13 protein-coding genes are annotated in these 14931 nt (G+C 45.4%); 3 read left to right on the forward strand and 10 right to left on the reverse strand.

Features of this window, described 5'->3' with window-relative positions; translation table 11 throughout:
• Nucleotides 1-114: 114 nt before the first annotated feature.
• Nucleotides 115-825, forward strand: coding sequence for a bifunctional demethylmenaquinone methyltransferase/2-methoxy-6-polyprenyl-1,4-benzoquinol methylase UbiE (gene ubiE, locus FIM25_RS11180; protein ID WP_139449307.1), 711 nt, complete (start codon nt 115-117; stop codon nt 823-825).
• Between the two features lie 5 nt (nt 826-830).
• On the opposite strand, the gene nadB is transcribed toward ubiE, so the two are convergent.
• Both nadB and FIM25_RS11190 read right to left on the reverse strand, forming a co-directional pair.
• Entirely contained in the window at nt 831-2444 is a 1614-nt protein-coding gene (nadB, locus tag FIM25_RS11185; RefSeq protein WP_139449309.1) for an L-aspartate oxidase, read from the reverse strand.
• Between the two features lie 16 nt (nt 2445-2460).
• Nucleotides 2461-3024, reverse strand: coding sequence for a TIGR04211 family SH3 domain-containing protein (locus FIM25_RS11190; RefSeq protein WP_179953317.1), 564 nt, complete (start codon nt 3022-3024; stop codon nt 2461-2463).
• Between the two features lie 240 nt (nt 3025-3264).
• On the opposite strand from FIM25_RS11190, the gene FIM25_RS11195 reads away from it, so the two are divergent.
• Nucleotides 3265-3960, forward strand: a complete 696-nt coding sequence (locus FIM25_RS11195; protein WP_139449314.1) for an NUDIX hydrolase — start codon at nt 3265-3267, stop codon at nt 3958-3960.
• Here FIM25_RS11195 and recD2 read toward each other — a convergent pair.
• Both recD2 and FIM25_RS17705 read right to left on the reverse strand, forming a co-directional pair.
• Entirely contained in the window at nt 3928-6099 is a 2172-nt protein-coding gene (gene recD2 / locus FIM25_RS11200; RefSeq protein WP_139449316.1) for an SF1B family DNA helicase RecD2, read from the reverse strand. The genes FIM25_RS11195 and recD2 overlap by 33 nt on opposite strands.
• Nucleotides 6100-6233: 134 nt before the next feature.
• Entirely contained in the window at nt 6234-6944 is a 711-nt protein-coding gene (locus FIM25_RS17705; protein WP_179953318.1) for a septal ring lytic transglycosylase RlpA family protein, read from the reverse strand.
• A 310-nt stretch (nt 6945-7254) separates the two neighbouring features.
• Here FIM25_RS17705 and FIM25_RS11210 point away from each other — a divergent pair, with 310 nt between their 5' ends.
• The gene (locus tag FIM25_RS11210; protein WP_139449320.1) at nt 7255-7635 is read left to right on the forward strand and encodes a VOC family protein; all 381 of its coding nucleotides are present in this window, start codon (nt 7255-7257) and stop codon (nt 7633-7635) included.
• 56 nt (nt 7636-7691) lie between these two features.
• On the opposite strand, the gene asnS is transcribed toward FIM25_RS11210, so the two are convergent.
• From asnS to FIM25_RS11240, 6 genes are all read right to left on the reverse strand, one after another.
• Nucleotides 7692-9038, reverse strand: coding sequence for an asparagine--tRNA ligase (gene asnS, locus FIM25_RS11215; protein ID WP_139449323.1), 1347 nt, complete (start codon nt 9036-9038; stop codon nt 7692-7694).
• 10 nt (nt 9039-9048) lie between these two features.
• Complete coding sequence (locus FIM25_RS11220; protein WP_139449325.1) at nt 9049-10161, reverse strand: divergent polysaccharide deacetylase family protein; 1113 nt, start codon at nt 10159-10161, stop codon at nt 9049-9051.
• A 152-nt stretch (nt 10162-10313) separates the two neighbouring features.
• Nucleotides 10314-11636 (reverse strand): S41 family peptidase, encoded by a 1323-nt coding sequence (locus FIM25_RS11225; protein ID WP_139449327.1) that lies wholly within the window; start codon nt 11634-11636, stop codon nt 10314-10316.
• 65 nt (nt 11637-11701) lie between these two features.
• Nucleotides 11702-13054: a peptidoglycan DD-metalloendopeptidase family protein gene (locus FIM25_RS11230; RefSeq protein ID WP_139449329.1), complete on the reverse strand. Its 1353-nt coding sequence runs from the start codon at nt 13052-13054 to the stop codon at nt 11702-11704.
• The gene (locus FIM25_RS11235) at nt 13051-13941 is read right to left on the reverse strand and encodes a cell division protein FtsX (protein WP_139449331.1); all 891 of its coding nucleotides are present in this window, start codon (nt 13939-13941) and stop codon (nt 13051-13053) included. The genes FIM25_RS11230 and FIM25_RS11235 overlap by 4 nt, the downstream gene beginning before the upstream one ends.
• On the reverse strand, nt 13938-14651 hold the full coding sequence (locus tag FIM25_RS11240) for a cell division ATP-binding protein FtsE (protein WP_139449333.1): 714 nt from the start codon (nt 14649-14651) through the stop codon (nt 13938-13940). The genes FIM25_RS11235 and FIM25_RS11240 overlap by 4 nt, the downstream gene beginning before the upstream one ends.
• Nucleotides 14652-14931: the final 280 nt, after the last annotated feature.

Below are 14931 nucleotides of genomic sequence, written 5' to 3' on the forward strand. Positions count from 1 at the left end.
ATTCCGGCTCCGTTTATTTTGCATATCCATAAAGAATGTGATAGTCGAAGCTTTTACGGATTTTGAGTTTACTTAAACAACGACGCAAAACTAATACCTGTGACGGCCTTGTCAATGAAAAATAAAGAAATTCCCTTTGTCCAGAGCATGTTCGATGCCATTGCACCGAGATATGATTTCCTTAACCGCCTCTTAAGCCTGCGTCAGGACACACTCTGGCGGCGCAGGGCCGTCCGCTCCCTCAGGCTGCCCAAAAAGGCCAGGGTACTGGATGTGGCCTGCGGTACTGCCGATGTGGCCATGGAAGCTATCCGCCAACATCCGGATGCCTTTGTGCTTGGCGTGGATTTTTCCGAAAAAATGCTTGAAATCGGACGGGAAAAAATCAGATCCTGCGGAATGGAAGATTCCATTGAACTGAAGCCAGCCAATGCCCTGCACCTGCCCTTTGGGGATAACAGCTTTGAGGCCATCACCATTGCCTTTGGCATCCGAAATATTCAAGACAGGGAAAGGGCCCTTGAAGAATTCCACCGCTGCCTGAAACCCGGTGGAAGACTTGCCGTGCTGGAGCTGGCCACACCTCCGGAAGGAATACTCAGAAAACTTTATCTTCTTTATTTTCAGAGCATTCTTCCCTTTATCGGCGGACTTTTTTCTAGCAACTTTGCCTATACCTATCTTCCCGATTCTGTCATGGCCTTTCCACGGCCTGCAGAATTTTCAGAAATCATTGAAGGTCAAGGTTTTCAGAAGGTTGCCTTCAGCCCCCTGACCTTTGGCGTTGCCACCCTGTATACAGGGCAAAAACCGCCCGCAGCATAAACCCTTTATGCCCTGCTGCTGCGCTTCAGTACCGTATCCATGAGCCAGTTCACATCGTCACGCTCAGGGTAATCAATGGAATAATGCAGTCCCCGGCTTTCCTTGCGGCGCTGGGCACTGCGGATAATAAGTTCCGCCACCAGAGCAATGTTGCGCAGCTCAATCAGATCCGATGTCACCCGGAAATTCCAGTAATATTCCTGTATTTCCCGCTGGATATTATCTATTCTCCGCCTTGCCCTTGCAAGGCGTTTATCCGAACGCACAATGCCCACATAGTTCCACATGAACATGCGGATTTCATCCCAGTTATGGGCCACCATGACGGCCTCATCACTGTCTGTGGTACCCATTTCATCCCATTCGGGAAGATTTGAAGGAAGCGGGGTGCTTTGAAAACATTCAAGGGCATCCTCAGCCGCCCTGTGGGCGTAAACCAGAGCTTCAAGAAGGGAATTGCTTGCCAGCCGGTTTGCTCCGTGCAGGCCCGTACAGGCCGTTTCTCCGATGGCATAGAGACTGGAAATATCCGTTCTGCCCGAAAGATCCGTTGCAATGCCACCGCACATATAATGGGCGGCAGGAACCACTGGAATGGGGTCAGATGTCATGTCTATTCCGAATTTCATGCATCTTGCATAAAGATTCGGAAATCGTTTTTTTATAAAATCAGATGGTTTATGGGATATATCCAGAAAAGCTGAATCATCTCCCGTTCGTTTGAGTTCCGTATCAATGGCCCGGGCAACCACATCTCTGCATGCCAGATCCTTCAGGGGAGAATATCGCTCCATAAAGGCCTCACCCATGGCATTGCGAAGAATACCGCCTTCTCCCCGAACAGCCTCTGAAATCAGAAAATTTTTGGCCTCAGGATGATAAAGACAGGTGGGGTGAAACTGAACAAATTCAAGATTGGCAACCGAAGCCCCGGCCCTGTGGGCCATGGCAATACCATCGCCTGTGGCCACATCCGGGTTGCTGGTGTAGGGATAGACCTTGCCTGCTCCGCCGGTGGCCATAACCGTGACCGGTGCCGTAAAGGTACACACCCGGTCGGATTCTATATCCAGCACATAGGCTCCGCAGCAGCGTTCTTCATGGCTGGCAACAATCAGACCCCGCCGTATGCGGGCGGCGTGGGTCAGAAGATCAATGGCAATATGGTGTTCATATACGCTGATATTGGGATGGGATTTTACCCTTGAGACAAGAACGGATTCAATTTCCCAGCCCGTCATATCCAGGGCATGGACAATGCGTTTTTCCGAATGTCCTCCCTCCCTGCCCAGATCCAGATGCTCTTCATCGGCATGGCTGAATTTCACCCCCATTTCCATCAGTTCACGGATACGTTCCGGGCCATTTCTGACCACCATATCCGTTACCTCGGGATCACAGAGACCTGCACCGGAATCCAGGGTGTCCTTTACGTGCAGTTCAAAGGAATCCGTATCGGAAAAAACCGAAGCCACCCCCCCTTGCGCCCGTACCGTATTGCTTTCCGATATCTCAGCCTTGGTTACCACAGCAACCCTGCCATGATCCGCCACCTTCAGAGCAAACATCAGACCGGCAACGCCTGAGCCTAAAACCAGAAAATCGCTGTGGATGCGCATCTTTATTTTCCTTAAATCAATAAAATGAGCTTTTCTTTTTTTTACGCATGGAGCCACCCAGCAGCATACCCACCAGAAGAACCCCTGCACCAAGGGCAAACATCTTGATGTTACGCTCCAGCAGTCTGGCATCCATTTCTTTAACCAGCAGATCCTGTGCTTCCAGCTCTTCCCGCATCCTGATGGATTCTTCCTTTAAAGCCAGAAACTCCGCCGCATCTTCCTTAAGCTGTTTATGGGCGGATTCCATCATTTCAAGATTAGTCTTTTTTTCCGTAAGAATGGTTTTTAGATTCTTATTTTCTTCACGAAGCTCTGCTGCTTCATTTTCCAGACTGCTGAAGCGCTGTTTCAGCCTTTCATGCTCCCGCTCAAAGGTAATCATGCGCACCTTGCCCGGAGGATCCGGAACCAGAAAACGCCCCAGCATCCAGCCCTCTTTGCCATCAGCCAGTTTCACGTAAGTCCAGTCTCCGTCCGTTTCCACTGCCTGTACCCTGTCCCCGGAACGGGCAATGGAAACAATCTTATTATCCGTACTTTTACCGGTACGTACCATAAACTGGAGTTCATCAGTCACATAGGCAGTCTGCGCCTGAACGCTGGCTGCGACAAAACATAAAAAAGAAAATAAGATTAAAAATTTAAAATAATATTTCATGTATCATCCCCAATTGCAGAAGCCATTATTCATAAAAAAAAATCCCTCAGTCCGACAGCAGATTCTTTAATGAATCATAATCCCCTTGAAAAAAGTTTTCATATCATTATGCTGACCATGGTTTCTTACCATGGCTTTTATGAAAAATAAGGATAATCTATGTTTCCCTTTGAACAGCTTGCAGCGAAACTTCCCCTCAGGCCGGGGTTCCATTATGGACGAAAATATAAAAACACGGCCGTTCTGCTGCCACTTATCGAAATGGAAGACGGTGTACACCTGCTCTTTGAGGAAAGGGCCGATGGTATCCGTCAGGCCGGAGAAATCTGCTTTCCCGGTGGTATGATGGATCCGGAAGATGCCAATCCCTGTGAGACGGCCATAAGGGAAAGCGAAGAAGAGCTTGGGATATCTCCTGAAAACATAGAAGTTATTGGAAGAATGGACATCCTCATGACCGTCATGGGTCTTACCGTAGCTCCTGTTGTGGCCCGTGTGCAAGTGAAAAACCTTGAGGAGATGAAACCCAACCCCGAAGAAGTCTCCCGGATTTTCACCCTGCCTCTTTCATGGTTTTCTGACCATCCTCCTGAAATACATACCATACAGATCATGGCCCACCCTGTAGTGACAAAAAAAAACGGGGAAAAGGAAGTTCTTCTGCCCGTGGAAAAACTGGGGCTTCCGGAACACTATGCCCGTCCCTGGGGCGGTGTGCGTCATCCCGTTCTTTTCTGGTTTACTCCCAAAGGCCTTATCTGGGGCATAACTGCTGAGATAATTAAAAGCCTGCTGGAAATTACAGAAACACTTCATCCCATCTCAGAGGGTATCAAGACGACGGGAAAGATCTGAATACCTGCGGGTGGGCCGGTCATTGCGTATGGCCATATCCAGAGCCTGGGACATACCCACAAAAATAACCAGTCTTTTCCCACGGGTCATGGCCGTATATATAAGATTGCGCTGAAGAAGAGGCGCATGCTCCGGCATCAGAGGAATAATAACAGCAGGATATTCCGACCCTTGAGATTTATGAACACTGATGGCATAGGCCAGAGCCAGCTCATCCAGTTCTTCAAGGGTATAGCCTACCTGTCTTTCTCCCTCGCCTTCGCTGTAATCCACCAGAAGAAGACCTTCCCCTTCCTCAATATCGCAGACCTGACCTATATCACCATTAAAAACTTCTTTTTTATAATTATTTTTCAAATGAATGACCTTATCCCCCACCCGGAAAGAGCCCATTTTCTTTTTTTTACCGGGCTTAAGAGGGTTTAGGGCATTCTGCAGCACCTGATTGAGAAAGAGGGTCCCCACCTCGCCCTTATGCATGGGAGTCAGTACCTGTACCTCTTTTAATGGATCAAAACCGAAACGTTCAGGAATCCGCTGAGAACAGAGGGCAACAATGGTTTCCACCACCTTTTCCGGGCTGCCCTGACGGATAAAATAAAACTCCGACAGGCAACCATCCCCCACCGGAGTAAAATCCGGCATCCTGCCCTGATTCACAAGGTGGGCATTCAGAACTATGGGACTTTCAGCAGCCTGACGGAAGATGGTGGTCAGGATAAAAGCCGGAATTCTTCCGGAACTGATCAGATCTGCCAGCACATTGCCGGGACCTACGGAAGGCAGCTGGGAAACATCTCCCACAAAAATAATTTTTGCATTAACGGGTACGGCACAAAGCAGATGAAACATCAGAAGAATATCCACCATGGAAGCCTCATCCACGATGAGCATATCCAGATCCAGAGGATTATCCCTGTTCATTTCAAAGCGGCTTTCCATCTGATTGTATTTCAGCAGACGGTGCAGGGTCAGGGCCTTGCGCCCTGTAACTTCGGCAAGTCTTCTGGCAGCCCTTCCCGTAGGTGCGGCCAGAAGAATTTTTGCTCCCCTTTCTCCCATAACGGCACAGACACTACGTATCAGAGTGGTTTTACCCGTACCCGGCCCCCCCGTGAGGATGGCCACCCTATGATCCAGAAGGCGGGAAAGGGTATCCAGCTGCTCTTCGGAAAGGCGTATGGCCAGACCTTTCAGAACCGAAAGCTCAAGGGATGACAGATCCGGCCGCATATTTTCAGGAGAAGGAATACTGAGCATGGCGGAAAGCCTCAGGCCTATACCCGATTCAGCACCATGCATTTCTGAAAGATAAACGTGGCGCTGCTCTTTTCCCTCCTCTACTACAATAACCTTTTCCTTTTCCATATCAAAAAGGGCTTCCGCCAGCTTTTCACGGTTTCCTCCCAGAAGACGAAAAGCCTTGTTTAAAAGCTCCTTTTCCGGCAAAAAAACATGGCCTGAGTATCCGGCCCTTTCCAGAACATGTAAAAGACCGGCACTGATTCTGGAATAGGCATCCTTTTCCATTCCGGCAGCCAGCCCCAGACGGTCGGCCACCTCAAAGGGAACCTCGGGGATTTCCCTGCAGATACGGTAGGGATCTTCCTGTACCAGCTGCAGGGCTTCGCTTCCGTAGGTGTGCAGAATCTTGGCACCGGAAGAGGGAGAGGCACCGATTCTGGCCATAAGGGCCATGAGAGTTCTTATGGAATGATAAGATTTCCAGGCTTTTGCAATGACTTTAACTTTGGACTTTCCTATACCCGGAACTTCCTGAAGACGCTCAGGGCTGCTGTCCAGTATTTCAAGGGTGTGGGTACCAAAATAGGCTACCAGCTTTTCCGCCATGCCGGCTCCAACACCGGGAATAATCCCGGATGCCAGATAACGGCGGATTCCCCGGGCCGTATCCGGAAGAATCACTTCAAACTGAAGAATCCGGAATTGTTCACCAAATTTTACATGCTTTTCCCACTCACCTTCAATGCGCAGGGTTTCACCGGCACGCACACCCGAAAGAACACCCACAATGGTTATTTCAGCCTGATAACCATCCGGTGTATAACGGGCCACAGTGTATCCGTTCTCAGGATTTGAGAATCGTATACTGTCCAGTCTTCCCTGAAGAACAATCATTAAAATCCAACCGTTTTAATATTTTTAACACTGCAGGGCATATCCGGATATAGTCCGTGTAATCCTGATTAATGAAACCATACCTGTCCAGAAAAACAAGCACTTTTTCATGGCTTTATTCACCATAAAGTCCTTCATTCAGCAACCGTCATGGCACCCTCATATCCCTTGTTGCGGAAATGATTCTCCGCATTTTTTGCCTCAGAAAGATCCGTATATCCTGTTACACGGACACGGTAAAAAAAAGTACCGTCCTGTCTGTGGCTAAGGATACGGGTACGGTATCCTTCTTTTTTCAAATTTAATGCAAGACGATCTGCATTATTTTTTTCAGTGAATGCACCCAGCTGAACGGCAAAATTACCCTTTTTTAAATCTACGGGCCTTCTGTTTTCCGAAGCCAGTGCCCTTACATCCACAGGCCCCACCCCCTTTTTATCCAGACCGATAGCCTTGGCAGCGGCGTAGGAAAGATCAATTATTCTTCCCCGGACAAAGGGCCCCCTGTCATTAATGCGGACCTGAACTTTTTTTCCTGTTTCTGTACATCTAACTTCAACAAGGGTACCAAAGGGCAGGGTTTTATGGGCTGCCGTCATGGCATGCATGTTATATTTTTCTCCATTTGCCGTGGTTTTTCCATGGAATTTAGAACCATACCAGGAGGCTATACCTTTTTCCCGGTAACCTGAAGCGTCAGGAATAGGATAATACCATTTCCCGAAAACCTTATAAGGTTTTTGCACCCCGGTCCGGGAAGAAGGTTCCGGAGCCTTTGTTGCACAGGAAGCCAGCAGGAAAAGCACAGCAAGGATCATCAGGCCATATTTTCTAAAATATATCATATTATACCCCATTTTTTTTCTTATCAAAGGTAAATACAGTCTTATATTGAGCTTTACTATAAATCCTAAAGCTTTCAGAGCAGCATGCACAAGCCACTGTTTTTATTAAAACAGAATACCTACAATAAATAAAACAGCGTGTACGGCAGAGTTCCGGATAAATTATAATCACGGAAGATGACTGCTTTATGCATGGAAGACTAGATGCAAAGGCCTAAAAAAACAAGGTCTTTGACTTATTTTTCCATTAGGAATAAATAGAAAGTGGTTCATAATATGCAGTTTAACAGTATAAAAAAAGGAGTTATCCATGGGTGCATTTACCTGGCTTCACGCCAACCTCACCGTTTTTGACCTTGAAAAAAGTCTGGATTTTTACAAAAAAGCGCTGGATCTTGAAATTGTCAGAGAATATGCGCCGGAAGACGGGAGTTTTAAGCTGGTTTATCTCGGGGACAAAACTACACCCTTCCAACTGGAACTCACATGGTTAAGGGACAGGGAAAAACCCTATAATCTTGGAGATAATGAAATTCATTTGGCCCTTTCCGTAAAAGACTACGAAGCCGCCCTTGCAAAACACAGGGAAATGGGATGTGTGGTCTTTGAAAATACGGAAATGGGCATTTACTTTATTGCAGATCCTGATGGATACTGGACAGAAATTCTGCCGGAAAATCACAGTCTTTAAAAAAGAAGGCAGCTTTTCCTTCAGATACGGATAAGCTGCCTTCTTTTTTATAAAATCTAAAATTCAATATTTCCGGGTGTTCTTGGAAAAGGAATAACATCCCGGATATTGGACACTCCCGTTACCAGCATAAGAAGGCGTTCAAATCCCATACCAAATCCAGCATGGGGAACCGAACCCCAGCGTCTTGACTCCAGATACCAGTGATAACTTTCCCGTGAAAGATTCTGGGCATCCATCCTCATGGCAAGAATATCCTCCCTTTCTTCCCTCTGACTTCCTCCCATCAACTCTCCAATGCGGGGTACCAGAAGATCCATAGCTGCCACGGTTTTTTTATCGTCATTGAGGCGCATATAAAAAGGTTTGATATTCTTTGGATAATTATAAAGAATAACTGGCTTTGAAAAAATATTTTCCGCAAGAAAACGTTCATGCTCCGATTTCAGATCTTCCCCCCATACCACGGGAAACTCAAAATCAGATCCCTTTTTCAGGAGCAGATCCACAGCTTCAGTATAAGTAATACGGGCAAAATCTTCGCTGATAATGCGCTCCAGAACCCCTTCAAGATCCTTATCCACAAAACGGGTAAAAAGGGAAAGATCCTCCCTGCAATGCTCCATCACCCATGACACAAGAAATTTCAGAAAATCTTCCGCAAGATCCATGGCGTCATCAAGATCCGCAAAGGCCATCTCAGGCTCCACCATCCAGAATTCTGCAGCATGTCGGGATGTATTGGAGTTTTCTGCCCGGAAAGTAGGGCCAAAGGTGTACACCCTGCCAAGAGCCAGGGCAAACATCTCCGCGGATAATTGCCCTGATACGGTGAGATTGGCAGGTTTCCCGAAAAAAGCATCACCTTTTTCACCCGCAGTTACGGAAAAAAGTTCTCCTGCACCCTCGCAGTCCGAACCCGTAAGAATGGGGGTATGGAGAAGAAAGAAACCTTTTTCTCTATAATAATGATGAATGGCAAAGGCCACCTCAGAACGGATACGAAACATGGCCCCGTATTTGTTGGTTCTGGGACGAAGGTGGGCAATACTGCGCAAAAACTCATCACTGTGGCGTTTTTTCTGCAGAGGGTAGGATTCCGGAGCCTTCTGATAAATCTGCACTTCCCTGGCTTTTAATTCAAAGGCCTGTCCTTCAGCTGGTGATGATACAAGATCGCCAGTCACACAGACAGAACTACCAGTTGTTATACGGCTTATTTCTTCATAATAGGGAAGGGAAGTCTCCACCACAACCTGAAGACTGGCAAGACAGGAGCCATCATTGACTTCAATAAAAGAAAGCTCCCGCCCGGTTCTCCGAGTCCGGACCCATCCCATCACACGGATTTCCATCCGTTCGTCCTTTAAAGACAGAATTTCCTGAACCGTCATTTTTTTCATTTTTTATCCTTTACTCCACAAAGGCGACAAATTCAGAGGCATAAACAAAGCGATACCTGTCCTTTGCCTCGGGAAGTATACGCTGAAGTCCTTCCAGGGTAACCCTGTGGGGATGACCTATACCCAGAGCATTACCATGCTTGTCTGCTATGCGTAAAAGCCGGTCCAGCTCCAGTTTTACGGCATCCTTATGCTGTATATGATCCAGAAAAACATCCCTTTCGGCAAAGGGAAGCTGAAACATTCTGGCAGCAGAACGGCCACGGCTGTCTGCTGCTGTTCTGCTGTCTATAAAAAAGAAATTTTCTTTTTTTAAAACAGTAAAAATCTGATTTATATGGGGTTCCGATGCCGTAAGGGCAGAACCCATATGGTTATTTACTCCCCGGATATGGGGAATGGCCGAGAGATTATGTCTTAAAGCAGCTATCACTTCATCAGGGTCCATGGAAAGGAGCAGGGCACCCGGTCCCGGATGAATACGGGGATATTCCACAGGCTGCATTGGAAGATGCAGCATCACTTCATAACCCCTTTCATGGGCCCTGTTTGCTATTCTCACACCATGGGGACTGTGGGGAAGAACGGAAAAGGTCAGGGGAATATCCAGAGCCATAAAGGCTTCGGCAATTCCTGGATCATAACCCATATCATCTATAATAATGGCCAGTACCGGTTTATCAGGATGTTTTTCCTTTACAGGCCGAAGCCTTTCCCTTTCCAATTCCTTTTTGGGAAAAACCTCATAGGTGGGAATTTTTATTTCATCCTGGGTGGGTATTTCCGGTATTTTTACTGTTTTTTCAAGAACTGCAACGGCTTTTTCCGGTTTAATTACCCTTGGTTCTTTATGAATCCTCGGAACAGGAGAACTGATCTCTTTATTTCCTGCAAGGGATATATCTCTCTGGAATGGCTTAAAAAAAAGATGGGCTGCCACCCCTGTTCCCACCACCAGAAGCAGAAGAATTAAAAGCGCAATGGGGCCCTGATTTATTTCAGAAGGAGGGGAGGTGTTTTTACCCTTGGAAGCGGATGCAGACTTTGCAGGAGCTTTTCTGGTACCTGATTTTCGCGTGGTTTTCTTTTTTTCATTGGTTTTTGTTTCTTTTTTTTTTGTCATACAAAAATCACTTTAAATAATTGAATAGGCCCTTTACGGGTACACAAAAAACCGCCGCAGATAATGCGGCGGTTTTTTATCCGTGCCATCCTGATCCATAAGAACCAGTATATTTATTTACTAAAAAAAATGTGGGTGACATTCAAGCTATCTTATTTTTTTTCAAAAATACTATAACCAATCAGAATATCCAGAGCTCTCTGCACCTGTTGATCTCTCATGAGCTTTTTAAAATCCAGGCCCGAAGAAACTGTTTCCTTTTTTTCTTCTGAAACTCCTTTAAGGTCTGAAGATCCCTTCCCTTCAATATGGTTTTTCAGATCCCGTTCATGGAAAAAACGATCTTTTTCTTTTTTATCTTCTTCAAGGATCAGATGGGCAACCCGGATATCGGGTACAATACCTTCTGCCTGAATGGATCTGCCAAGGGGTGTATAATAACGGGCAATGGTATATTTAAGAGCATATCCGTCTTTTAAAGGTCTTACAGTCTGTACGGAACCTTTACCAAAGGAAGTTGTGCCCAGAATAACCGCCCTTTTATGATCCTGAAGGGCTCCGGCCACAATTTCTGAGGCACTGGCACTGCCGCCATTAATCAGAACAACCATGGGATAAGCCGGTTCAGTCCCCCTTTTTCTTGCCCTGAAAACCTGGGGGTTAGCTCTTTTTCTTCCCTGTATGGAAACAATATCTCCTCCATCAAGGAAGAGATCCGCTACGGAAACAGACTGATCCAGAAGCCCACCTGGGTTAGCCCTTAGATCAAGTACGAGACCCTTTAAATTATTTTCCTGCTTGATTATTTCAAGGGCTTTTTTCAGATCATCCGTTGTATTTTCACGGAAATTAGTTACCCATACATAACCGTATCCGGGCTTAAGAACAGCATAACGGACACTTTCTATGGGAATCATATCCCTGACCAGAGTGAACTCAAGGGGATCGGAAACTCCTTTACGAAATATCTTTATCTCTACAGATTCTCCCTTGGGCCCACGCATCCGCTTAACAGCTTCCCAGAGCATCATGTCTTTGGTAGACTCACCATCCACCTCAATAATAACATCTTCTGCTTCTATGCCAGCCTTAAAAGCCGGAGTCCCATCTATGGGAGAAACAACCGTAAGAAGTCCATCTTTAGTGGTAATAACAATGCCAATACCGCCAAACTCACCCTTGGTATCGGTCTGTAATTCCTCAAAAGCTTCGGGGGGAAGAAATGCCGAGTGGGGATCAAGGCTGCCAACCATACCCTGAATGGCTTTTTTAATAAGGTCTTCAGTTTTTATTTCATCCACATAATTGGCTTCGATTTCTTCAATAACATCACTGAAAACCTTAAGCCCTTTATATGTTTCTGCACTTCCCCTTGCAAAAACTGTTTTGTGAAAACCGGCAGAACCCAAAATTATGAAAACGACAAGACCTGCTGCCGCCAGAATATAACCTGCTCTTGACATTTTAAAAGGCATGAGAACTCCTTGGGTAAATACCTGACTTTAAAAAAACCAGATTTTTTATCCTGCTTTATTATAGTTTAACCGCTTTTAACCCACAGCATAGGGTCTATGGGTTTTCCTTGTCTGCGTATTTCAAAATGCAGCATGGATCCGGAAAGGGAGCCCGCATCCCCTACAGTGGCAATGACTTCATTGCGATTAACACTGTCCCCTGTTTTTTTAAAAAGCTCTTCCGCATGGGCATAGACTGAATAATAATGATCTCCATGGTCAATAATCATCATATTTCCATAGCCTGTGAACCAGTCTGCATAAATAACTGTACCGGAAAAAAAAGCCTTTATCGGTTCTCCACGATCTGAACGTATACCTATACCGCTATGAAAGGTCTGCACATTGAGTTCCGGATTTCTTCTGTATCCAAAACGGGAAATGATTGTACCGTTCACAGGCATATCAAGCAAGCCCTTGAATTTTTCAAAGGGTCCTGATGGCTGAGAAGGAGTTGCTCTTCTTCGGGAAAGCCTTTCAATGGCCTGATCCAGCTTTCCTTTTACTTCTTCCAGTGCTGCAACGGCAGCAAGACCATGCTGCTGTTTTGTACGAATATCACTTAAAAGATTTTTACGTTTTTCCTTTTCCATTCTCTGGATACGCTGCTGATCAGCAGCCCTCTGTGCGGCATCAGCTATGCGTTCTTCTTCTTTATTCAGTCGTTCAGATAAAAGATTAAGTTCCTGAATTCGCTGAACCTGCTCCATAAGAATGCGATCATCCATCTGCAGAACTTTTTCCAGAGCTTTTTTATGGACAGAAAATTCATAGATATTATCAGTTGAAGTGAGCAAAGCCATACGGCCTGTTCCTTCAAGCTTGTAAAGGGCTGTCAGACGCTTTGAAACAAGCTCTTTTTTTTCCATATTATCTTTTTTAAGTTCAGCAATAATTTCCCTTGTCTGCCTGCGCTGCTCAAGGAGTTTTTCCTGTTCTTTGCGTATGGAGGCAAGTCTTCTGTTCACCTCATTCAGGGTTTTATCAATGGCATTAAGCCCTGCAATAACATTGGTTTCCCTTTCCCTGTAACGAGTCAGAAGGCTCTGCTGTTCCTGTATTCTTGAAAGGACCTCTTCCCTTTCCTTTTTTACACTGTCTACTTCCTGATTAGCAGATGATATTCTTTTTATATAAATAGGCCTGTCCCTCAGATAACCTTCACGGTTTCCGGAAATAACCCTTACCCATCCATCCACTTCACCCAGAATACGTACCCTTTCACCTCTGGACAGAACCATAACAACGGAAGCATTTCTGTCCGGTGCACTGCGCATATTCAGACGATCCACTTCCACTCTAACCATTTCATGGGCAAGTACAGCAGATGGGCTTATCAAATATATAAGAAAAATAAAAAGACATATCCGGGCCATCATTCAACAACTTCCTGTCGAAAGGAAAGGTAGGCCCCCATCCAACCAATAAGGGTAGAAACACAAATCATTATCGCAACTGTCTTCAGCGGTAAAAAAGAGAAATCAAAGGCCAGAGCCGTAAAAGTTGCATCCATCCTGAAGGTAAGGGTAATGTAAGTAAGAAAAAGGATAAGCATCCCCATAAGGCCTCCGGAAAAGCCAAGAATCAGACCCTGAATATAAAAAGGTGCCTTGATAAAGCCCTCTTCAGCTCCCACAAGACGCATAATTTCAACCTCTTCCTTACGGGAATAAAATGCAAGTCTGATGGTGTTGGCCACAATAAAAACAGAAATAAGAAAAAAAAGCCCTCCCATTCCCAGAGCAGTAAGGCGAAGCATGGCAATAACCTTGAGAAAGCGGCCCACCCACTGACCACCATACTCCACATCCTCAATACTTTTAATTTTTTCAACATACATAGCCACTTCTTCCACTGTTTCCCAGCTGTTGCCTTCCACCCTTACCCTGAGTTCAAAGGCATCGGGAAGGGGGTTTTCGGGCAGATTCTGAAATACGGCGGAATGTCTTTGCATACGGCTTCGTAAGGATTCAAGGGCTTCATTTTTTGATATAAAACGTATATCCGATACCAGATTATTTTCTTTCAGGGTATTATGGATACGTAAACGATCCTGCTCAGTATAGCCTTCTTCCAGATAGGCCAGAATACGAACTCCGGCTCTCCAGGAAGAAATAACATCAGCTGCATTGGAAGCAAAAAGCGTAAATGTACCTGAAAGAATTACAGATAATATAATAGTAACTACGGTTATTCCATGTAAAAAACGATGACTTCTTATATCCTTAAGGGCATGGCGGAAATGCCTTATCCACAGATCCTTCATCCTTTTTCCTCCATTCCATTATCAGAGGAAATTGCCTGTTTTTTTACAGACCCGCTTTCAAGGCGGATTTCTCTGCCTTTAAGCCGGGAAATAATGCGCCGGTTATGGGTTGCTATGACAAGGGTGGCCCCCCGAGCATGGAAGGTTTCAAGAAGCTGCATTATCTGTTCCGCAGAGTCAGGGTCCAGACTGGCTGTGGGTTCATCGGCAAGAATCAATCTGGGAGATCCCACTACCGCCCTTGATACAGCCACCCGCTGCTGTTCACCACCCGAAAGGGAAGGGGGGAAAACCCTGGCCTTTTCTTCAATACCCGCGGTTCTTAAAACACTCATGACTTTTTTTTCTATTATTTTAGGTTTTTCACCAGCGGCTTCCAGAACAAGAGCAATATTATCAAAAACACTGCGTCCGGCAATGAGTTTGAAATCCTGGAAAATAACCCCAAGACGTCTTCTCAGTTCTGGAAGCTGACGGGATCCTATACGTGAAAGATTCATACCATCCACAATAATCTGACCCTGACTGGCCACTTCTGCTTTGTATATAATTTTTAAAAGTGTTGATTTTCCTGCACCGCTGGGTCCTGTAATAAAGACGATGTCCCCGGAAGCCACCTCAAGGGACACACCTCTAAGGGCAGAGGTTTTCCCATAAGCCTTATAAACATCAAACATCCGGACAATCATATTTCTGGAAGGATCTGTCATGGAGGGAAATATCCCTTTTTCACGAGGTTTGATAAAAAAGAGAGCAGATCATCATTTTGCAGCATAAATCAATTGTTTTTTTCAACTTAAAAAAAAAATTCACATTCATCTGCCTGATTTTTTATACCTGACATGTATTTTTCCAAAGGTATAATTTTTTTCAAAACAACAAAAAAAGGCTTATAAATTCTTTTGGATAATACTATTTTGATGATTCTACAAAAGATCAGATGCACCAAGAGACAAAATAACCCTGTATATTTTTTATTATCATATTTTT

The sequence above is a fragment of the Desulfobotulus mexicanus genome, from assembly GCF_006175995.1.
Classification (GTDB): Bacteria; Desulfobacterota; Desulfobacteria; order Desulfobacterales; family ASO4-4; genus Desulfobotulus; species Desulfobotulus mexicanus.